The following is a 20284-nucleotide window of genomic DNA, read 5'->3' on the forward strand; positions in this document are numbered from 1 at the left end:
AAGCCATCTGTCCAAAGGGAGGTTTTACTGCAGCCATGCCTGATGATCCGCTCATAAGCGTCGTCATTCCATGTTATAACTACGGACAATTTTTGGGAGAAACGATTGATTCTGTATTGAATTCGACGTTCCAAGACGTTGAAATCATTGTTGTCGATGACGGTTCGACCGATCCGGCAACGATTGCCATGTTAGCTGCCTTAACGAAGCCGAAAACCCGTGTAATCAAGAAGAAGAATCAAGGAGTGGCTGCAGCTAGAAATAGTGGGATTTTAGAAGCGAGAGGCACTTATATTTTGCCGCTTGATTCAGACGATTTGATTCACCCGACGTTCTTGGAGAAGGCATTCTGGATTATGGAGCTCTTTCCGAAGGTCGGTTTTGTATCCCCGTGGGTTAAGGCTTTCGGTACGGAGAATTGGGTCCATGACGCCCCTCAATATAATTTCTATACCCAGCTGTCTCACAATATCACGTGCGGAACGTCATTGTTTCGTAAAGAAGCCTGTATTCAAGCAGGTGGTTATAAATCCGGGTTTGTGGTCATGGGTTACGAGGACTGGGATTTCTGGATCTCGCTAGGCGAAAAGGGTTGGCACGGTTATCAAATTTTTGAAAGGCTCTTCTTGTATCGAAGGCATGGACGGTCCATGGTCCATGAAGCGATCGATCACCATGACCAGCTGGTCGAGCAAATCAAGGCACGTCATCCGATGCTGTATCAAGAGGATTATTTAAAGGAGTTGAAGCGGAAGTGGGAGCTCTCACCACTGCTGGATATGAGCCCGCGCATCTTGAAGGGAAGCGCCTGGCATAATTATTCGACCAAACCGATGTCCACAAAGTTGCCGAAGTGGATGCTAATCGTGCCTCAGACACGAAGGGACCGCCTGTCCCCCCGATGCTTGAATTTTATAGATGGTCTGCATTCCGACTACTACTCGGTCACCATGGTTGCTACCGAATATATAACGGATTCGGATGTGGATGAGTTTAGCTGGTTGACGAGCGATATTTTTCATCTTTCGCTGTATGTTCCCAAAATTGAACTGAAGCTTGACATCATGGAGAGATTAATCTCCAAACTTATCGTTACTCGTGGGATAGACCGCATTTTTCTGCTCGGATCACGTCAAGGTCATTACTTATTGCCCTATATACTAAACGGGTTCCCGCACATTCCAATCGAAGTCATTGAATGAAAGGAAGATGGTCTTGGAGTACAGGGATAACCGATATTTTACGAATGATTTCAGCTATGAACGTTACCTCCTTACGACGGAAGAAATAATGGGCTGCATCGATGACGCGGTAAGGGATGGCAAACCGTATTCGCTGTCCCGTTTCGGTCACGCCGAAATTGCCGAGCTGCGGATTTTTCCAGATTTTTATAATGGCATGACCTATTATCGCAGGTATAACGGCCTTGCCGGCCAGAATATTCGCGCGGAGCTGATTAAGGCTTTTACTTCCGCAACGACAGCAGGCATTCTGTCGACCTGGGAGAACGCCTCAGGTGCGGAATATTCAAAGAAGGCGTTTCTGGATCTTAGCCTGGGCTTCTATACCATTTGCTCGGCCTGGGTTACGCATCATATGACGAGGCTGCCCAATTTCTGGCAGTGGATGCAGCAGTACCGTGTCATACTGGCAGGCCGCAGAGCCGCAGAGGCTGCGCCAGTTTTTCAAAGGAACGGCGTGACGGTTGTCGATACTGTGAACCTGGAAGGCTACGAACAGTTGGAGACGGCATATGAGCAGCTGCGCGGCAACAAGGAGTGGCAGGTCTCGCTTATCGCGGCAGGTATTCCTGCGACGCTTCTGGCTCCGCGTTTGGCAAACGATACCGGCAGGGTAGCGCTGGATTTCGGCCATGCGCTGGATTTGCTTATAGACGGCCAAGACGGATTTGATTTCGAAGCTTTAGTCAGGAACCTGAGGTGAATGCGGATGGAGTCGGAAGTGACGATAATCATCCCTACGTATAATGCAGGAGGTTTCTTGAAGGAAGCGATTGAAACCGTATTTAAACAAACCTACGAGCATTGGAAGCTCATTGTGGTTGATGATGCATCAACGGATGAAAGCATTGTTCTTGCTAAGCCTTATCTCGCGGATTCTCGCGTAACATACATGTGCAACGAACGAAACATCGGTCAATCGAAGACGATGAATGCCGGTTTGGCTGCCGTCACAACACCTTATGTCATCCAGTTGGATGCGGACGACTGGTTCTTTCCATACACGCTTGAGGTTTTGCTCGCCGAAGCTCGTAATCAGCCTGAGCATGTCGGATTGATCAGCGGAAACATCAACTCCATCTCGATTAATCCGAGTGGCGGCTTATTTTTTAATATCGTAACGAAGAATCGTTCATTCCGGGATAAGTACGATTTTCTGCTATCCAATATGTCGCAATGGCCCCGGTTTTACCGGACTTCCACGTTGAAAGCAATAGGCGGCTGGCCAACGGATGACCCTTATGAAGGCAGGTATATGGAAGACAAGCGGGTGCTGATGCGTTTGATCGAGGTTAGTCATTTCCATTGGATCGACGTTCCGCTTTACATCCACCGCCGGCATCACCACAATCAAACGAATTTGGTTGATATCTACTGCGAGATTACCGAATGGAATATACGTGATGCCCTGAAGCGCTGGGGAGATGAGTTTGAACCCGTGTTCGTGAAGGATAGCGGTTGGATCAAAATCGTCGACCTGCAGCCCAAATCGTCAAGCAGTTGAAAGGGAAAGGAGAGGATATCATGTCGATCCTTCTGACCGGGGGAGCAGGCTTTATCGGGAGCCACACTTGTGTGGAGCTTTTGCAGGCAGGCTACGACGTCATTGTGGTTGACAACTTGTCCAATAGTAATCCGGAGTCTCTAAACCGTGTACAGGAAATTGCAGGCAAGCCGCTGCGATTTTACAATGTCGATTTATTGGACAGTGACGGGCTAGGCAAAGTGTTCACCGAGCATGTAATTGAAGCCGTGATCCATTTTGCCGGGTTTAAGTCCGTGGAAGAATCTATAAGGCATCCACTGAACTATTACCAAAACAATATTACCGGTACGCTGATTCTTACGGATACCATGCTGAAGTACAATGTCAAGAAATTAGTATTCAGTTCTTCGGCTACCGTGTATGGGTATCCGGAGCATGTACCGATCAGAGAGGAAGAGTGTCTTAAGGCTATCAACCCTTACGGGCGGACCAAGCAGATGATTGAAGTCATATTAAGGGATCTTACGGCTGCCGACCCGTCGTGGAGTATCTCTTTGCTTCGTTACTTTAATCCGGTAGGAGCTCATCCAAGCGGGCATATAGGAGAGGATCCAAAAGGCGTACCTAATAATATCATGCCGTATCTTACCCAAGTTGCGGTGGGCAAGCTTCAAACACTGCACGTGTTCGGCAGCGATTATCCGACGGCGGACGGCACGGGGGTCAGGGATTATATCCATGTGGTTGATCTTGCCCGGGGCCATTTGAAAGCTTTAGAACGTTCGTTGCATACGGAAGGAATAGCAGCGTATAACCTGGGGACGGGAACAGGGTATAGCGTGCTCCAGCTTGTGCATGCGTTTGAGAAGATTGCAGGCTGCAATGTGCCTTATCAGTTGGTGGACCGTCGGCCTGGCGATGTGGCCGTCAGTTATGCAGACCCGCGGAAGGCCGAACAAGAACTCGGCTGGAAGGCTGAAAAGGATTTGGAGGCGATGTGTGCAGACGCTTGGCGCTGGCAGTTGCACAATCCTGGAGGATATGCATTGTGAGGGGGGCGCATGATTGGCGTATCAAGAACTGACTACCGGGCAAGTCTTGGATCGAATCCTATATTCACTTGACCGGCGTTTGCCGCTCTCCGTGATATCCGTAGGGGTGACCGAAACGCATGTCCTGGCTCAATATGAGGTTTATTCGGAAGAGCAATTTATGAACCATCCGGAAGCACATGTTGCGAATTATTCTAAAGTAAAAAGAGGACATCAGCATCGCGGGATTACGTTTCCAAACATTGAGGCTCGCGATGCTACGTTAGAAGCGGTGCGAAATGCGGATATCGTCGGAATCAACATTCGGGTATCGAGGTCAGGGGAGTTCACCAGAAAAGTATTCGATTTCTATGGCATAGCTCCGAAGTTCGTATTTGAGGCTTATACTAGACGAGTCATGATGATTTCTCAAGAACAGAAATTCCATGACATGTTAACAAACAGAAAGATCGCCATCGTGTGCGGCTACGCGGACGAGGTAAAGAAAGCCTTGGAAAACCAACTGCAGGCTGCGCTAAATTTCCAAATTACGGGTACGATCAAAATCGAGAGCTATGAGGATATTCCTAGGGTAAAGCAGGAAATAAGGGAATGCGAATTTGACTTGTGTTTACTGGCTGCAGGAACAAACGCTGTCATTCTTGCTCCGCATATCGCCAGAGATTTAGGGAAAGTCGCTTTGGATCTCGGTCAGGGCATTGAAACGTTAATCACCGGCAAAATCGAAGGGGAAGAGTGGCTCACCGGACAAATCGAGCTAGCTAAACTCATGGAAATGTAACAGCTGTCGGCCGGCACCAGTCTATATTCGGTTGCCGGTTGTTTTATTCCATAGACGGAACGTTCTCAAGATTGAATTGAGGACGGCGAATTGGAGTCATGTTAAGTTTTTGTCTTGAGTATTCTATACGGGATGGATAGGCAATCAATTAGAACTTCATATGTGGGAAGATAAAAAAACAACCTGCCCATTTCATTCTGTTTAGAAGGAGACCATGATTTATTATGGTCTCCTTTAAAATTAGGAATGCACATATCTTGCTGATCTGAACAGTGATGGGATGCTGGTTCCTGATACGCCTAATTTTACGTATATTCATGTCTTAGAAAAGGCTCTTGATACCCACCATAGGTGGATCGTCTCCAGATGAATCACGAAATTGATTTGCGGGCGGCATGCCGCCGCCGAGATACATGGCAAGACCTGCACATAGAACAATTCTCCACAGATGCTTGACTTGGAGTTAACTCCATATGGGATAATATCGCCGTATGGTATAGGCACCCAATTGAGAGAGGAATGATGGATTTGGAATACGTAAAATTGGGCAATACCGGCTTGGACGTATCCAGACTTTGTCTTGGCTGTATGAGCTTCGGCGATGTGAGCCGGTGGACACATCCATGGATTCTCGACGAGGAACGCAGCCGTCCGATCATTAGAAAGGCCCTTGATCTCGGCATTAATTTTTTTGATACGGCCAATGTATATTCGACTGGCGCGAGCGAGGAAATCGTAGGTAGGGCTTTGAGGGATTACGCAAAACGAGATGAGGTCGTCATTGCAACAAAGGTTCATTTCCGCATGCATGAAGGACCTAACGGCGCCGGCCTTTCCCGAAAGGCCATCTTGAGCGAAATCGATAAGAGCCTCAAGCGACTCGGAACGGATTATGTGGATCTGTATCAAATTCACCGCTGGGACTATGACACTCCTATCGAAGAAACAATGGAAGCATTGCACGATGTAGTGAAGGCAGGGAAAGCAAGGTACATAGGCGCTTCCGCGATGTTCGCTTGGCAGTTCCTCAAAGCCCTGCATGTTGCGGATCGGCATGGCTGGACTCGGTTCGTGTCTATGCAGAACCATTACAATCTTCAATATCGTGAGGAGGAGCGTGAAATGCTCCCACTCTGCAAAGAAGAGAAGATCGGCGTAATTCCATACAGCCCGCTGGCATCCGGAAGGCTGCTGCGCGATCCAGGAGAAACGACGCCTCGATCTGAAACCGATCAAGCGCAGAAATGGAAGTATGATGCGATGATGACGGCCGACCGGCCGATCGCGGAACGTGTTGCAGCCATCTCGGCGCAGCACTGCGTTCCCCGCGTTCAAGTCGCGCTCGCCTGGATGCTGCAAAAGGAGACTGTAACCTCACCGATCATCGGCGTGACGAGCTTATCCCAGCTCGAAGAAGCGGTACCGTCACTGTCCGTCAAGCTGAAGCCGGAAGAAATCGCATTGCTCGAAGAACCCTATGTGCCGCATCCTGTCGTCGGTGCGTTGACATCACGTTGATTATCATGATAGCGGAGTCGACATGAATAAGAAGGTGGGCTGCAATATGACGATGACGATCGCGGCAGTGAGCGAGAAGTTTGGGCTTTCTCAGGATACGCTTCGGTATTATGAACGCATCGGATTAATCCCGCCCGTTACCCGAAACAGAAGCGGAAACAGGGAGTATACCGAGGAAGATATCAAGTGGGTTGATTTTATCAAATGTATGAGGCAAAGCGCAGGGCTTCCCGTCGAAGCATTGATCGAGTATGTGGATCTCTTTCAACAGGGAGACGACACGCTCGTCATCCGCAAAGAACTGCTGATTGAGCAGCGCGACCGGCTTGCCGCCAAAATCGAGGAAATGACGAGCACGTTCGTACGTCTCAATGATAAAATTGCTCGCTATGAACAGACGATTGTGATGAAAGAGAAAACGTTACACAAAAAAGTTAAAAGCTGACGTAATCTTCACCAAAAGCTCGAAACAGGATTCCCTAGCATGCGGTTGCCACAAGCAACCAAGTCTTTGAAGGGGAAGCGTATGGCAGATCGTGCAAGTATTTTGGCGTATAGCGCCAGTTACTGTGGGTCAGGGTTTATGTAGTATGAAAATGGTGGTTACTCTCCGCTCAATGGAGGATGCACTTGATCCACCAATGGAGAAATTGACTCCATTTCAGTACGGGCAACTTTAAATTTAATCACACTGGAGGGATTGTATGCAGCACGTAATTTTAAACAACGGCGTGAAGATGCCGATTCTGGGCTTTGGCGTATACCAAATCCCGGACGGTCAGCAATGTGAGGCAAGCGTTTATGACGCTCTTATGACTGGCTATCGGTTGATCGACACAGCAGCTGCGTACCGTAATGAGGAGGCGGTCGGCCGTGCCATAAAGCGGAGCGGCGTGGCGAGAGAGGAGCTTTTTGTTACAACCAAGCTTTGGATTCAGGATACCGGTTATGAACGGACAAAAAAAGCATTTGAAAAGTCTCTGGCCAATCTGCAACTCGATTATCTGGATTTGTACTTGATCCATCAGCCGTTCGGTGATGTTTACGGTTCTTGGCGAGCGATGGAAGAGCTTTATCGTGAAGGAAAGATCAGAGCCATCGGCGTCAGCAATTTTCAGTTAGACCGCCTAATCGATCTGATCATTCATAATGAAGTGACACCGGCCGTCAACCAGGTTGAGACCCATCCGTTCTGCCAGCAAATTGAAGGTGCCCAATTCATGCAGGAGAACAAGGTACAGATAGAGTCTTGGGGTCCGTTTGCGGAAGGACGCAATAATCTGTTCCACAATGACGTGCTGCTCTCCATCGCCGGGAAGTACAACAAATCTGTTGCTCAGGTTGTTCTCCGCTGGTTGACGCAAAGAGGGGTCGTGGCCATCCCGAAATCGGTTCATAAAGATCGAATTATCGAGAACTTCAACATCTTCGACTTTGCTTTAAGCCAAGAGGATATGGATGCGATTCAAACGCTGGATTCGAAGAAAAGCTTGTTCCTGTCCCATAACGACCCGGAGATTGTGAAATCCCTCAGCAGCTATAAATTTGAGGCATAATCCATCCGAAACTGTCGGCGTTTCCGTCAGTTTCTTTTTTTTAAGTCGATCTCGCCCAACAAATAAAACTGCACAGTTGGAAATCATAAGCGGCATCATCAATTGGCATGTCACGCTAGAACCTTGGCGTGTGCCGCTAGTCAAAAAGGAGATTCAAAGGGGTAAAATGATTATCGTTGAGAGTGCCGGACTATTAAACACAAGGAGGAAACAAAATGACCAATGCAAATGAGCAGGAATCGCGCCTTTATGAGAGAATTGTTGAACTCGAACAAGTAAGAGCCATAAGAGAGCTCGTCGACACGTTTTCTATATTGGCTGATCGGAAAGAAACACAAAAGCAGACTACGCTTTTCACCGCGAACGCAACCGTGGACTCTATTGTAGATGGAAATGTGGTTTCAAGCTTGCGAGGAACGGAAGAAATCGGGACTGCATTTGAAAGCTTCTTGAAAAATTTCGATATCGTCTATCACTTCAATGGCCAGCACACCGTGTCGATCAGCGGAAATACAGCAAAAGGAACGCTTTATTGCCTGGTCGACCTTATCGCTACGGTGGACGGCAAGAAGATCAACATCAAAAGCGGCGTTCACTATGATGACGAATATGTTAATGAAAATGGCCATTGGCTAATCGCAAAACGAACCTCGACCTTTGCATGGCAAGACCGTCAGGAAATGAATTCATGATAAAAGCAGTCGGTGAATGAAGCTGTCTTTTTAAAGGGTTGGCGGCAGTTGCCTCCACAACTGTATCCGCATGGCACGGCCGTCATGAATACGGTGCAGCAAGTAACAGGCTCGATTGCAACGGCTGTTTCAATTAGTATTCTTTCAACCGGTATGGAACATTATCTGCAAACTTCCGCAGCCCCTAAACAGCCGAACGAGTTGGCAAATGCGATGACGATGGGATCGCAGCATGTGTTCTGGTTAGCGGCAATCGTTGCGGTATCGGTCTTGTCATTTCATTGTTCATCCGGCGTGTCGTCGTGGGTAAGGCTGCAGGGGTAACATCGCCACATTAACCTTTATCATGAAATGGAGGCAGACAAATGCGTAATACAAATGATCAAGTATGGTTAATTACAGGTTCCAATAAAGGTATCGGTGCGGCAATCGCCAAGGAAGCGTTGAATCAAGGCTATAAAGTCGTTGCTGCGGCCCGGAAAACGGAAGGGATGGAAACGAAGCTTGGCGATTCGCCGAACCTTCTTATCACCCAGCTTGATATAACGAATGAGAATCAGGTACAAGCTGTTGTTCAAGCGGCAATGGAGCAATTTGGGCGAATCGATGTGCTGGTCAACAACGCCGGATACGGACAGCTTGGTTACTTCGAGGAGATTTCGGAGGAGCAGCTCCGTCAGCAAATGGAAACCAATGTATTCGGGACGATGAGACTGACCCGTGCCGTACTGCCGATCATGCGTAAACAACGTTCGGGAACCGTCATGGTATTCAGCTCCATGATGGGGTTGATGTCGATTCCGGGAGGATCGGTGTACAGTGCCTCCAAGTTCGCGTTGGAAGGGTGGGCAGAGGGGTTGAATACCGAACTGAAGCCTTTCGGCATTCAGGTCTTGCTCGTGGAGCCCGGACCATTCCGCACGGACTTCACCAATAAACAGTCGTCGGCCAAGTTTTCCGACCTCCAGATCGACGACTATTCGGCCCAGAGAAATTCGATGCATGACTTCTACTTTGAAGGAGAACAATTCGGTGATCCTGCAAAGCTTGCAAAGGCGCTCATGAGGGTCGCAGGCGATGCCAATCCGCCTTTCCGCTGGCTTGCGGGCAAAGGCATGGTAGATGCAGTCATTCAGCATTATCAGCGGCGTCTGGCTGAGTACGAATCTTGGCGCGTAGTGTCCGATAAATGAATTTTGATTGAGCTTGAATTCGCAGACACAATCCGTACGAAGTTTGTATACACAGTCTAATCGACCGGAAACCATTCAGTGGCTTGCTGACCGAAAGATTGATCTTTAAGATAACGATTAGGGTTGGGGAAAAGAGAACTCCCTGACCCGTTTTTTATTCATTCTTATGTATTTCCATTCAAGAGATGGAACAGTCGGACGGCGTATTGTGTCATAAATTTGTGACACAATACTCCCCTTTTAGTTGGAGATTGACACAAATGTCCCTCTATAGTAAACGATAAACAGAAGCAGTGACACAAATCTCCCCTTATAATGTGCGGAGTAATACAAAATAAGCCTAGTGAAAAGCAATTGTTCATTAATCTTAATTCCCGAAAAGAATTACGATCAATTAAATTTTTAATTTAGTACGGTTACTATTTCATTACGAAATCAATAGTTAGATGAAAGCTCCCCTAAGAGTGAACTTTTTTTGGATAGAAAATACAGGTCATTCCCATTGAATTTCCTTTTATCTGTAACCTTATGAAAAAAAACGCGTTTAAAGGGTAAAGAGAAAGGAGAGAAAATATGAAAAAAAAGCTACTTCTGCTGGTAATGATGTCTGTACTGCTCGTGCTAGCTGCCTGCAGCAATACAGCCAATGAGGAGCCGAATAACGCGCCAGAACAGGAAGAACAGCCACAGCCGCCGAAGAATGAGAAGCCGGAGGAAAGCGTGCCAAAGGATACACCAGCAGAAGAGGAGGCGCCCGAGGAAGGTACACCACCGACAGCCCTCGAGTCTGCCAAGACCGTCATAACTGCGCTTGAGAGAGGCGACATGAGCACAGTAGCAAACTGGGTTAGCAGGGACAAGGGTCTGCGTTTCTCCCCTTATGCAAATGTAGATCTGAAGAAGGACGTACACTTTTCTAAGGATGAGGTTGCAGGCTTGATGGAAGATACGACTTCATATGTATGGAGAACGTTCCCTGGCAATGGTGAGCTTATTGAAATGCCTTATTCTGAATATCATAAAAAATTTGTATATGATGCCGATTTTATAAACAAGGGTGAGATTTCACTTAACACGGTGCTTGATGAGAGCACTACACCCAGCAATTTGCATGAGGTATATCCACAGGAAAGCTTTGCCTTCGTCGAATACCATATCAGTGGCATCGACCCGGCTGTAAAGGGAATGGACTGGCGAAGTCTTCGTCTAGTGTTCGAGAAGATTGGTCAGGATCACGCACTGGTTGGAATTGTTCACGATCAATGGACACCATAAAATGATGAAAATCAAAGCACTGCATGCAGTCAGCATGCGGTGCTTTACCTGGAAGCTCAAATAGAAAAACCTACAGATGCGGACGTCCCGGGAGGCGTGCTTGGAAATATCATTGCCGGCTTTATTGAATCGTGGTTAGGGTCGGAACTGTTGGGCCCGAGGGGACCGGTGGTGGGTGGGTTCACATCATCCCCGCGATCGTTGGGTCGATCATTGCGCTGTTGATTCTCTTTGCTCTGGCGCGCGGCGGAACGTTCCGAAGACGTTAACAAGCGGAGACGGGAACCTTTTTTGAAGTCCACATACGATGCGAACCAGTCATCCAGTGCCTGAACGACGTGCTGGAGCTGCTCCTGTTCCGTAATTTCAGGCGATTTTAAAATTCACGAAAAGAATTACGAATGTAATGGCTGCTTTTTTCATTCCACATAAAGGTGAGATTGTTGAGTCTGTTTTTGATATGTGGGTTTTATACTCGGATGAAACGGAAAAATTCATCGAAGTGATGTATGAATGGGATAGAGTGAGGATTGTTAACTTATTTTTTGATGACTCAAAAAATAATTCAATATATCTAAATGGATGATACACAAGAGGTTGATATTATTTGGTCAGAACGGATGGAGCTGCACGGACTCATATTCCCCGGCAAAATACGATAATGGTGCGGGTGTTGCAGGAGATTTTAATCTTAGCGGAACGGCAAACGACTTTAAAGGTAGTCTGCAACAATTTGTCTACACCAAAAAAGCGTCAGGAGCTTCAAACGTGTTGTTTAGATACGGACACAGACTTATTTCAGGAAGTGTAAGTGTTGATGTGTATCCAACTCTCGGACTGTCCGTTGTTCCATCGGCTCAAACCGAAACAAAAGATTATTTGATAAGTTTCAGTTGGTAAATTAAATCACCAATGTATAGGAGGGGTGAAATGGGTAAATACATTCTTTATTTCTTATCCTCCTTGTTACTCAGTTTCGTTTTATACTTTATAATATCATCAATCGCAAATATATCTACCGATATTCAAAGTGTATATGTCGTAGTCATAATTATATCGATTCAAATTTCCTTACTTACTAGTGTCGTCTTAAGTTCAAAAAGAAAATAGTAATTCAGCCACAGTGTACTTCAACTGTGGCTGTTTTTTTAAAAGACATCGCGTCAGCGATGGCCATCTTTTCCGACGGCGACGAAAAAAAACCAGCGCTCGGCTGGTTAAAACGACGTTGGTGACGCCGGCGGATGTTCAGCTTTAGGAGCGCGGCTCGGATGACGCCGGAAATCGCCTTCGTAAGCTGGACCGCGACGCCGTTGGCCACTTGCTGTTGTAGCGATCCCTCGAAGGAGAACGAGTCCGGAACGCCCAAATACCAAGTTTAGTGACAGATAGAAACCTCTAATATATTGTGCTTATCCAGTTGAATGGAGGGTCTGACATGGGTATTAGGAATTATCTGATTGCAGGCGTTTCCGGCGCCGGCAAAACTACGGTCTGCAACGAATTGCAGCGGCGCGGCTACCATGCCATTCATGGTGACCGTGAATTGGCTTATCAAGGCGATCCGGAAACTGATACCCCGACGGATGGCTTTAAACCCGAACACCACATTTGGCATGTAGATAAAGTAAAAGCTTTGGTCGACAATCAGGATGAGGCGGTAACATTTTTCTGCGGTGGTTCACGGAATTTCCCCAAATTCATCGATCTCTTCGACGGCGTGTTTGTCCTTGAGGTTGACCTGGAAACCTGTCTCCAGCGGATTGATGAGCGAGTGGCACTAGACCCAACTGACTGGGGTGGCAGACCAGAGGAACGGGAAATCAGTGCGCGCTTGCATCAAACGAAAGAAGGCGTTCCTAAAAACGGGATTATAATCGACGCCACCGCACCGATCGCGCACGTCGTTGATGAAATTCTCCATCAAATCGAAGCAAATGAACGCCAACGACAGTAACTTACGGGCGCTCAAGGACAGCCCAATACATCAGTGCACCTGTGAATACCGCATCATAATAAGCGAAAGGCCAGCTTATAATTTCGCATTTAAGCACGCTTCAAATTCGGGGCAGTGAACGAAAAAGTGGAAGTGATATAAATATCGACAAAAATAAAACGTAATGATTGTGACACAAGCCATGCGAATCCAGTAACAACAAGGGTGTATTCTGTTTTACTGACATATGTATAAAATACGAGTTTTGTGAACATCTATAACGAATGAGGCTAAACTTCCAACTTGTTGTGCTCTAATTGGTCCGATGCACTTTGTTCCCCAATTCTCCCAAATAACTCTTCAATATCGGTTTTAACACTACCTTTAGCGCATCCCAATCGCGGCTTAAAGCAACAAACTTACAACTCTTAAAAATAAGACAACGTCCAAACCGCGGTCGATGCTCTTAAAATCGACAACGTCCAGACCGCGATTGATGCCAGACGATTTTTCCGCTTTATCGATATTAGAGTTATTATGAAGACTGTCCGCATATTTTTATAAGGATAAAAAATAACCGCGCTTGGCGCGGTTTCATGTTGTAAACATTGCAATCCCAAAGGTCCCTGGGAACCGAATTCATTAATTTTTATGAAAACGCTCCCAATTGAAGCGCCATCAGATATACCCTGTTGAATCCTATACATCCCCGGAAGGATTGATAAGAGCCAGAACCTGATGATCCTCCCACACCCCGTTGATCTTCAAGTTGCTGCGGGAAATGCCTTCTTTGTGGAAGCCGGCTTTCTCAAGCACGCGAATCGATCCGGGATTCCTGGGAGAGACTTCTCCTACGATGCGGTGGAACTTCAGCTCTTCAAATGCATAACGAACCACCTGCATTACTGCCTCTGTCATAAAGCCTTTGCCATTATAAGCCTGATCCAGGCTATATCCGATCATGCAGCTCTGCAGCGATCCCCGCGCCACAAAGGCAAGCCCTACGCTGCCAATTATCCTGTCGTTCTCTTTGCGGCAGATGACAAATTCGTATTTACGATCCTCCGCTATATCCATCTTGCTCTTTCTTATCGCTTGAAGCTGATGCTCTTCCGAATAGTACTCATCCTGGTTGCTTGGAGAAAATCTCTCAAAGAACTCCCGATTACGCTTGTAAAGTTCAGACAAATCTTTGGCGTCGGCTTCCTCTGGAAACCGGACGTAAACTTGCTGCTCCAACATCTGCATCATCCCTATTCATGAAAATATATGGTTCATTATATCACGGGATGAATTCTCGTTTATACCGTCAGTCCAATCAGGAACCGTAAGCGGCACCGAACTCAATGATATTGTGGTCCGGATCAAGCACGAATATTTGAGAGAATCCCGCCAGGCTGTCTGGCCTCGCTTCGTAAGAAATTCCCTTTGCCTCCAATTCGGTGATCGTGTTCGCGAAGCTTTTCACCCAAATGGAGAAATGCCCGTCGATCGTATCGATCGGCCCCCGCCGCAGCGTCTCTCCTTGGGGATTCTCCAGCAGATGAAGCTGCTGCGAGCCGACCGCGTACCAAGCTCCCTTGGAATCGAACGGCGGCCGCTCGAGCTGCTTGAAGCCCAGGAGCCCGGAATAAAACTTATGGGCCTGCTCCAAATTCCGGACAGAAAGGCTGACATGATGCAAAAACTCATACTCAAACATGGACTTGCCTCCTCATGGCCCCTTCCCGCCCAATTGGCGTGTCTTGGCCGATTAGTATGACAATCATTTCTCCACGGAGCCAACGATTTCCTTTTGATTATTCCTTCATGAGCATCTTGTCTATCTCGCTGTGGCCTGATCCAGGGATTGACAGTGGTCGCTATTAATCCATGGTCATGAAAATAGCCCCTTTCGGTCTCGTCGTGATTTTCATTCGTTTCCTATATGGATGGTTGATTTGAGGTCCATACATAAAAAAACTCGCCCAGTGCTAAGGAAGAAAAAAGGTCGTTATTGCTTGCGATTGGGTAGTCGCATAGGAACGCAGAACCGCACCGGCATATATTGAGAAAAATGGACTTATGGGGTGATGTTGTGGCCAAACCCAGACAAAATACCTTATTGACCAACGAACTCTCCTCCCTGGACTTAGCTAAAATCGGACTCACCTTGAATGTGATCGGAGATCTGTTTGGCTACTTCTCGATCATCAAAGCGGAAGAGGAGATGCAAAGCCTGGAAGAAGAGCGAAGAAGCCGTAAAGCCGCCGGATCCTAGCAACACTCGATAGGCCGGCTGCGGGCTGGTGCCGATTGCAGTTATGCAGCTTAAAAAGGACAGGGAGAAAGACAGAAACACGAATCTTGACATGCCTTGACCCGCATTCCATTCGATGAGAATGCGGGTGAAAAAAGATGCACAGGTACGGGAGTTTGATGCCGGTAGGTTCTTGGCGGGTTAAACGTTAGAGAATAGTCGGCATCATCCCCCATCCATACGGATCGGAGAGCCTTTTAAGGCGGATGCATAAGGGCTGCTTAGAAAGGCGGCCAATCTGCCGATTTCCGCCGGCCTGATTAATCGCTGAATTTCCGATTGGGGAACATTGTTCGTCATGAAGTCGATTTCTTTTTCCGCGAAGGACATCTCTTCATCGGGGAAGATGCTCTCAATGATTTGATGCACCTTTTCCGATAGGGTTGGTCCCGGCATGATCGTATTGGTGCTGACTTACGCTCCTCTCGTTAATTTGGACAAGCTTTTGGACAAGGACAACAGCATGGATTTGGTCGTCGCATACTGCGGCATCTGTCCGGATGGCATGACCGCTTTTTCACTGGCAATGAAGATGATGCGGCCGAAATTGTTTTCGATCATCTTAGGCAGATAAAACTTAGATAATCCGTGTTAACCAGAATATCAGTCTCGGGATACTTTTCGAACAAGGCTTCTCTCTGTTGAACATCCACAATATCGGCCGCAGCATTTTGAGGAGAGGTCGCCGGGAACGCTGTTTTGATTTCGTTGCCCATTTTTCGACCTCTGCATAATCCCGTCCGTTTATCCGTACGTCGGCCTTCCCTGGCAAGCTCCATGGCGATTGCCCTGCAGTGTCGCCTGCAAGATCGGAAAAGGCTTGCCAAAGGGCCAAATATTCCGCGGAAGTAAGTACCGGTTCCTTCCTAATGTCCAGCGGCACGGACCAACTCGCGATCATCCATTCCTAATTGCTGTATTCCTGACCTTCGCAAAAACTCCAATCAATCCCCGTACTGGCACAGAAGGTTTCGGAGAATCGTTTCCGTCCGCAATTTCACAGAACGGAAGCTATTTTATCCCGTATTAAAAGAAATCCCGATTGATCTGCTGAACGGATCGAGAGGCTATCGTTCCCTGCTGCCAATTATCCGCTTTCAAAGAAACGGGAAAAAACTCGCATTGGTCTGTGAGGAGATGAACATGAACGTATTGAAATATCTGAGGGGATTCTATCAGGCTTGGATTGATTATCCCCTACAGGAAGGCGATGTAATTGCGGACCGATACCGCATTGTCGAGCTGCTCGGCATCGGAAGCTTCGGCTTGACCTATCGATGCTTGGATCTGCATTCGGGACAAGAAGTGGCTATGAAGCAAGCCAAGCCGAGCAAGGGAGAGCTCGGCCGGGAGCTGCTGCTGCGGGAGATGAATGTGCTGGCCAAGCTGCGTCATCCGTCCATTCCGCGCGCTTGGGACTTGTTCGACTATAAGAACCAGCTCTATTTGGCTAGCGAGTTTGTACGAGGACAGACGGTGGAGGATCTGATCTTTGAGCGAGGCCAGCTGTTTTCGGAGAGAGAAGCTTTGGATTTCATCTGCAAGCTGATGGAGATTGTCGCTTATGTCCACCAGCAAGGGTATGTGCATCTCGATATCCGCATTCCTAATGTCATTGCCAGCGGGAATCGGATTCATCTGATCGACTTCGGTTTGGCCAGGCCGATCGGCGAGGCTGCAGCATTGGAGCTGCCTTTCCAGTCGGGCACCAGGCTGTCTCAAGACGCTGATCCCGCAGCCGATCTGTTGGATATAGGCCATTTGCTGCTATTCATGCTGTATTCAAGCTATCATCCGACGAAAAAGGCCGACATGGGATGGGAGCAAGAGCTGGATTTGACTTCTGCGGCTCGGCATCTTCTTCGCAGACTTCTTCGGATTGAGGCTCCATATGAGGATATTGATGCCTTCATGCTCGATCTGAAGCAATGCCGGTATCCACATTCGGAATTATAAAAAGCCAACCGGTGGACGGTTGGCTTGGGCATGCAGGATGAATCGTGTAGGGGCAGATGCAGGTAAAGCATCAGCTGGAGCTTCTTTTACGGCTCTTGTAATAGCTGTGACCGTTATTTTTATGTCCATACGCCTGATCGGATGAGCTGAGCCGGCTGTGGCCGTAATGTTTTTTTCCGCTGCTGGAGCTGTACCGATGGCGTCCATGCTTGGAATGCTGGGCTGACCCTAACAGTTTATTGATAAAACGTCTGATCATGTCTTCATTCCTCCTTTGGATTTATCCGTACTACGCGCTTTCGGCAGCGTGGTTCCAATTTGTTCGCGCGGATCCGATCGATATGGACGAGTATCTGTTACGCAGCTCCAATGGCTGCAATCCGCCGTGATGGCAAGATCGGGCAGTTTCCTAAGAAGCGCCGACGTATTCCCAGGCGTGTCGTATCAAACAACCTTCGCGTCTTCGAGTCCCTATTCCTTGATGCTGAAATCAGGCCTCGCCTTGTCAAACCGCGGATTGCCCCCGCATACCATAAGGCCGGAGCCCCAGTCGATATGGACATTTTCCGTTGGCTCATCCGAAGCGTCCTTGTATTGGAACAGCACATTCCGTCGCGTGCGCTCGCTGCGGTTCGCATCCGAGCCGTGGATCGTCAAGTAGTTGAAGAACAGCACATCTCCTGCCTCCGCCGGGCATGGCAGTCCGTCCGATATCGGATATTCCTTGTGGTTCAAATAGTAAGAGCCGACATGCGGCAGGCTGCCCTGGGCATGCGAGCCCGGCACGACCCTCAGGCAGCCGTTCTTCTCGTCCGCCATGTCCAGGTGCACGCTCGCCGCCAGCATCGAATGGTTTTCATGAGGGAAGTAAGGATAATCCTGATGCATCGGGAAGGCAGCCCCGTTTTCCGGCGGCTTGACGAGCATTTTCGTGTGGTGAAGCTGGACGTCGGGTCCGATGAGCTGCGAGAGGATCGCGGTCATATTCGGGTGCATGACAGCCCGCGTGAAGCAGGCCTCATGGTAATGGACGTCGTGGAAGCCCTTGAGCACCAGCTTCTTCAGCTCCGCCGGAGGCAGGAAGTCGCCTTGCCAGGCGGAGTTGTCGTCCCGCTTGGCAAGGGCGGCACGCTGGATGATCCGCTCCACCGCTCCACGCATCTCCTCCACTTCCGCCTGGCCGAAAACTCCTTTGACGAGCAGATACCCGTTTTCTTTGTAAAAATCCACATCGCGCTGACTGATCATGCATGCTCCTCCTTAAAAGGAAAGATTGATTTCAAGCGGTTCTTGCTTATAATCATAGTCAAAGTCCCGATGGACGTCTTTGCGAATAGGCGTCTGGTTTTTGCACGTTGACGCCATCATTGTACTGGAGGACAAGCCGATGTACCGATACCAGGCAAGCGATGCCATGCTGAACAGCCGGATCATGGAAGCGATCCATCCGAATGCCCGCTTTGTCATCTACTATTGGGGAGTCGACGAGCGGCTGCACAGCAATCCGGTTCACAAGCATTCCTTTTACGAGGCTTGCTATGTGCTCGGAGGGACGGGTACCTATACGGATAATGGAAGGCAATATGCATTGAGGAGCGGGACGCTGTTTCTCTCCCGTCCCGGCGTGACGCATCAAATTCTCACGAAAGACGGACTCAGCATTCTATTTGTCGCTTTTGAGCCCGATGAAGCCAGGACGGATCCGGAGACGCTGGCCGCATTCCGCGCTCTGGCCGATGCTGACCGAGTCTGCGTAGAGGACGGCTCCCGCTCGCCGACCGCACTGCTCTGGGAATCGCTTCTGCTTCGCAATGAGGAGCGTTACAATCTACCGGGCACAGCGGTTGCGCCAGCCGCCTCCGCGCTTCTGCTGTCTTTCCTTGCGCTGTTCGGAGAGCAGGCATCCTCGCCCAAGGCCGGCATTCCGCGCGACAACATGATTCTGCGCCGGGCCAAGCTATACATCCAAGACAATCTGTCGAAGCCGCTCTCGCTGCCTGAGATGGCGGCGATGCTCAATGTGTCCGAACGCCATCTGTCCAGGCTGTTCTCGGGCGGCATTCACGAGAGCTTCACTGGTTATATCCGCAGGGAGCGCGTGCGCGAGGCGGCACGCCTGCTGAACGAATCCGAGCTGCCGATCAAAGAGATTGCCGAGATGGCCGGTTTTTCTTCCGTCCACTATTTCTCCCGCACGTTCACTTCCATGATGCATGTCCCGCCGGGCGTATTCCGCCGACAGGCGCGTTTGGCCAGTCCTGCGCATGCCGAATAAGCCGTTCCTTCATCGGAAGCGGCTTATTCGGCATGCGCAAAGCGGTCATGATCAATCTGCCCAGCCGAACGGGGCTATCGTGGCTCCCGGTACTCCCGCGGAGTCAGCCCTGTACGCCGCCGGAACAGGACCGTGAAGAAGCTGCGATCCTGGTAACCGCATGCCTCCGCGATCTGCTCCACGCCCATTGAGGTACTCCGGAGCAAGCGGCATGCTTCGCGGATGCGCTGCTCCTGCACGAAGCGGCTGAGAGGCTTGCCGGCCGCTTCGGCGAACAGCCGGTGGAAATGCCGGACACTCAGTCCCGCCTCGCCGGCAAGCTCTTCCGCCCGATACGGGTTGCAAGGATCGCTGCGCAGCTTGCGAAGAACCGCTTCGATACCGGGGTGGCTCCCGCTCCCCCGGCAAGAGCTTTTTGCCATTCCACGGCAGTGTACCTCCAGCTCCGCCAACAGAAGGATGAACAGAGCATGCAGCTGCGCCGTACCTCCTGGCCGCTTATCCCGGAGCACTTCCAGTCCTTCCTCCATGATGCGGCGGATAACGCCCCTGTCATCCCTCAGCCGGAACCATTCCGGAGAACCGGGCAGCAGATTGAGCGCCTTCCGGGCCGATTGCAGCTCGTCCAGGCCCGGGAAGCTGCTCAGCGCTGCCTCCGCCTGCCCGGGAACAAGGATGAAGTTGCCGATCATGAGCGGATACCTGGACGATGTCGATCTGGGCCGGAATACATGAGGGGTTCCCAGCGGCAGGACAAAGACATCCCCGGCTTGCACATCCATGGACTGCTCCCCGATATAATGCACCCCCGCTCCCTCCATCACGAGACAAATCTCCGTGAATTCATGCCGGTGCAGCTGCAGTTCGAAGGACTCCGATACCCGGTTGATATAGTAAGGGCGATTTTCGTCGAAGAACAGATGCGCCGGAGTGACCGCAACCGACTGCTGCGCCATCGTAATCCCTCCTTTTTGTCAGGATAACCAACAGATTTGGCCGGATCAACCCCTTTTCAACAAATGCC

At 49.2% G+C, this 20284-nt stretch carries 20 protein-coding genes and 2 pseudogenes; 17 read left to right on the top strand and 5 right to left on the bottom strand.

Annotation, left to right across the window (positions count from 1 at the left end; translation table 11 throughout):
* Positions 1-35: 35 nt before the first annotated feature.
* The 14 genes and pseudogenes from ACLBWT_RS15430 (at position 36) to ACLBWT_RS15495 (ending at position 12751) form a co-directional block, all read left to right on the top strand.
* Positions 36-1202: a glycosyltransferase family 2 protein gene (locus ACLBWT_RS15430; protein ID WP_447664017.1), complete on the top strand. Its 1167-nt coding sequence runs from the start codon at positions 36-38 to the stop codon at positions 1200-1202.
* 13 nt (positions 1203-1215) lie between these two features.
* The gene (locus ACLBWT_RS15435) at positions 1216-1944 is read left to right on the top strand and encodes a GT-D fold domain-containing protein (RefSeq protein ID WP_447664018.1); all 729 of its coding nucleotides are present in this window, start codon (positions 1216-1218) and stop codon (positions 1942-1944) included.
* A gap of 6 nt (positions 1945-1950) precedes the next feature.
* Positions 1951-2745 carry a glycosyltransferase family 2 protein gene (locus ACLBWT_RS15440; protein ID WP_447664019.1) on the top strand — a complete coding sequence of 265 codons (795 nt, stop codon included), beginning with the start codon at positions 1951-1953 and terminating at the stop codon, positions 2743-2745.
* A gap of 20 nt (positions 2746-2765) precedes the next feature.
* Positions 2766-3779 carry a UDP-glucose 4-epimerase GalE gene (gene galE, locus ACLBWT_RS15445; protein ID WP_447664020.1) on the top strand — a complete coding sequence of 338 codons (1014 nt, stop codon included), beginning with the start codon at positions 2766-2768 and terminating at the stop codon, positions 3777-3779.
* 13 nt (positions 3780-3792) lie between these two features.
* Positions 3793-4560: a GT-D fold domain-containing protein gene (locus ACLBWT_RS15450; protein WP_447664021.1), complete on the top strand. Its 768-nt coding sequence runs from the start codon at positions 3793-3795 to the stop codon at positions 4558-4560.
* Between the two features lie 528 nt (positions 4561-5088).
* Positions 5089-6078 (top strand): aldo/keto reductase, encoded by a 990-nt coding sequence (locus ACLBWT_RS15455; RefSeq protein ID WP_447664022.1) that lies wholly within the window; start codon positions 5089-5091, stop codon positions 6076-6078.
* Between the two features lie 46 nt (positions 6079-6124).
* Positions 6125-6523 carry a MerR family transcriptional regulator gene (locus tag ACLBWT_RS15460; protein WP_447664023.1) on the top strand — a complete coding sequence of 133 codons (399 nt, stop codon included), beginning with the start codon at positions 6125-6127 and terminating at the stop codon, positions 6521-6523.
* Between the two features lie 259 nt (positions 6524-6782).
* Positions 6783-7634: an aldo/keto reductase gene (locus tag ACLBWT_RS15465; RefSeq protein WP_447664024.1), complete on the top strand. Its 852-nt coding sequence runs from the start codon at positions 6783-6785 to the stop codon at positions 7632-7634.
* Positions 7635-7849: 215 nt separating this feature from the next.
* Positions 7850-8326, top strand: coding sequence for a nuclear transport factor 2 family protein (locus tag ACLBWT_RS15470; RefSeq protein WP_447664025.1), 477 nt, complete (start codon positions 7850-7852; stop codon positions 8324-8326).
* Positions 8327-8338: 12 nt separating this feature from the next.
* Complete coding sequence (locus ACLBWT_RS15475) at positions 8339-8650, top strand: hypothetical protein (protein WP_447664026.1); 312 nt, start codon at positions 8339-8341, stop codon at positions 8648-8650.
* A gap of 41 nt (positions 8651-8691) precedes the next feature.
* Positions 8692-9519, top strand: a complete 828-nt coding sequence (locus ACLBWT_RS15480) for an SDR family oxidoreductase (RefSeq protein ID WP_447664027.1) — start codon at positions 8692-8694, stop codon at positions 9517-9519.
* Between the two features lie 573 nt (positions 9520-10092).
* Complete coding sequence (locus ACLBWT_RS15485; RefSeq protein ID WP_447664028.1) at positions 10093-10794, top strand: hypothetical protein; 702 nt, start codon at positions 10093-10095, stop codon at positions 10792-10794.
* Positions 10795-10833: 39 nt separating this feature from the next.
* Positions 10834-11063: pseudogene (locus ACLBWT_RS15490) on the top strand (GlsB/YeaQ/YmgE family stress response membrane protein).
* 1169 nt (positions 11064-12232) lie between these two features.
* Positions 12233-12751, top strand: a complete 519-nt coding sequence (locus tag ACLBWT_RS15495; RefSeq protein ID WP_447664029.1) for an AAA family ATPase — start codon at positions 12233-12235, stop codon at positions 12749-12751.
* A gap of 678 nt (positions 12752-13429) precedes the next feature.
* Here ACLBWT_RS15495 and ACLBWT_RS15500 read toward each other — a convergent pair.
* Both ACLBWT_RS15500 and ACLBWT_RS15505 read right to left on the bottom strand, forming a co-directional pair.
* On the bottom strand, positions 13430-13972 hold the full coding sequence (locus tag ACLBWT_RS15500) for a GNAT family N-acetyltransferase (RefSeq protein ID WP_447664030.1): 543 nt from the start codon (positions 13970-13972) through the stop codon (positions 13430-13432).
* A 76-nt stretch (positions 13973-14048) separates the two neighbouring features.
* Positions 14049-14432, bottom strand: coding sequence for a VOC family protein (locus tag ACLBWT_RS15505; RefSeq protein ID WP_447664031.1), 384 nt, complete (start codon positions 14430-14432; stop codon positions 14049-14051).
* Between the two features lie 375 nt (positions 14433-14807).
* Here ACLBWT_RS15505 and ACLBWT_RS15510 point away from each other — a divergent pair, with 375 nt between their 5' ends.
* Complete coding sequence (locus tag ACLBWT_RS15510) at positions 14808-14990, top strand: hypothetical protein (RefSeq protein ID WP_447664032.1); 183 nt, start codon at positions 14808-14810, stop codon at positions 14988-14990.
* Positions 14991-15194: 204 nt separating this feature from the next.
* On the opposite strand, the pseudogene ACLBWT_RS15515 reads toward ACLBWT_RS15510, so the two are convergent.
* Positions 15195-15868: pseudogene (locus ACLBWT_RS15515) on the bottom strand (SDR family NAD(P)-dependent oxidoreductase).
* A gap of 304 nt (positions 15869-16172) precedes the next feature.
* Here ACLBWT_RS15515 and ACLBWT_RS15520 point away from each other — a divergent pair.
* Positions 16173-16985, top strand: coding sequence for a serine/threonine protein kinase (locus tag ACLBWT_RS15520; protein ID WP_447664033.1), 813 nt, complete (start codon positions 16173-16175; stop codon positions 16983-16985).
* 471 nt (positions 16986-17456) lie between these two features.
* On the opposite strand, the gene ACLBWT_RS15525 is transcribed toward ACLBWT_RS15520, so the two are convergent.
* Complete coding sequence (locus tag ACLBWT_RS15525) at positions 17457-18233, bottom strand: phytanoyl-CoA dioxygenase family protein (protein ID WP_447664034.1); 777 nt, start codon at positions 18231-18233, stop codon at positions 17457-17459.
* A gap of 139 nt (positions 18234-18372) precedes the next feature.
* Here ACLBWT_RS15525 and ACLBWT_RS15530 point away from each other — a divergent pair, with 139 nt between their 5' ends.
* Positions 18373-19260, top strand: a complete 888-nt coding sequence (locus tag ACLBWT_RS15530; RefSeq protein ID WP_447664035.1) for a helix-turn-helix domain-containing protein — start codon at positions 18373-18375, stop codon at positions 19258-19260.
* A gap of 74 nt (positions 19261-19334) precedes the next feature.
* On the opposite strand, the gene ACLBWT_RS15535 is transcribed toward ACLBWT_RS15530, so the two are convergent.
* The gene (locus ACLBWT_RS15535) at positions 19335-20216 is read right to left on the bottom strand and encodes a helix-turn-helix domain-containing protein (RefSeq protein ID WP_447664036.1); all 882 of its coding nucleotides are present in this window, start codon (positions 20214-20216) and stop codon (positions 19335-19337) included.
* Positions 20217-20284: the final 68 nt, after the last annotated feature.

The organism is Paenibacillus sp. D51F (assembly GCF_053345695.1).

What these genes read in the sequence shown, in the direction of transcription:
- galE (WP_447664020.1), top strand. Translation starts at nt 2,766, where the DNA reads ATGTCGATCCTTCTGACCGGGGGAGCAGGCTTTATCGGGAGCCACACT.
- ACLBWT_RS15525 (WP_447664034.1), bottom strand. Translation starts at nt 18,233, where the DNA reads ATGATCAGTCAGCGCGATGTGGATTTTTACAAAGAAAACGGGTATCTG.
- ACLBWT_RS15530 (WP_447664035.1), top strand. Translation starts at nt 18,373, where the DNA reads ATGTACCGATACCAGGCAAGCGATGCCATGCTGAACAGCCGGATCATG.
- ACLBWT_RS15495 (WP_447664029.1), top strand. Translation starts at nt 12,233, where the DNA reads ATGGGTATTAGGAATTATCTGATTGCAGGCGTTTCCGGCGCCGGCAAA.
- ACLBWT_RS15520 (WP_447664033.1), top strand. Translation starts at nt 16,173, where the DNA reads ATGAACGTATTGAAATATCTGAGGGGATTCTATCAGGCTTGGATTGAT.
- ACLBWT_RS15500 (WP_447664030.1), bottom strand. Translation starts at nt 13,972, where the DNA reads ATGTTGGAGCAGCAAGTTTACGTCCGGTTTCCAGAGGAAGCCGACGCC.
- ACLBWT_RS15535 (WP_447664036.1), bottom strand. Translation starts at nt 20,216, where the DNA reads ATGGCGCAGCAGTCGGTTGCGGTCACTCCGGCGCATCTGTTCTTCGAC.
- ACLBWT_RS15485 (WP_447664028.1), top strand. Translation starts at nt 10,093, where the DNA reads ATGAAAAAAAAGCTACTTCTGCTGGTAATGATGTCTGTACTGCTCGTG.
- ACLBWT_RS15480 (WP_447664027.1), top strand. Translation starts at nt 8,692, where the DNA reads ATGCGTAATACAAATGATCAAGTATGGTTAATTACAGGTTCCAATAAA.
- ACLBWT_RS15505 (WP_447664031.1), bottom strand. Translation starts at nt 14,432, where the DNA reads ATGTTTGAGTATGAGTTTTTGCATCATGTCAGCCTTTCTGTCCGGAAT.
- ACLBWT_RS15440 (WP_447664019.1), top strand. Translation starts at nt 1,951, where the DNA reads ATGGAGTCGGAAGTGACGATAATCATCCCTACGTATAATGCAGGAGGT.
- ACLBWT_RS15470 (WP_447664025.1), top strand. Translation starts at nt 7,850, where the DNA reads ATGACCAATGCAAATGAGCAGGAATCGCGCCTTTATGAGAGAATTGTT.
- ACLBWT_RS15465 (WP_447664024.1), top strand. Translation starts at nt 6,783, where the DNA reads ATGCAGCACGTAATTTTAAACAACGGCGTGAAGATGCCGATTCTGGGC.
- ACLBWT_RS15460 (WP_447664023.1), top strand. Translation starts at nt 6,125, where the DNA reads ATGACGATGACGATCGCGGCAGTGAGCGAGAAGTTTGGGCTTTCTCAG.
- ACLBWT_RS15430 (WP_447664017.1), top strand. Translation starts at nt 36, where the DNA reads ATGCCTGATGATCCGCTCATAAGCGTCGTCATTCCATGTTATAACTAC.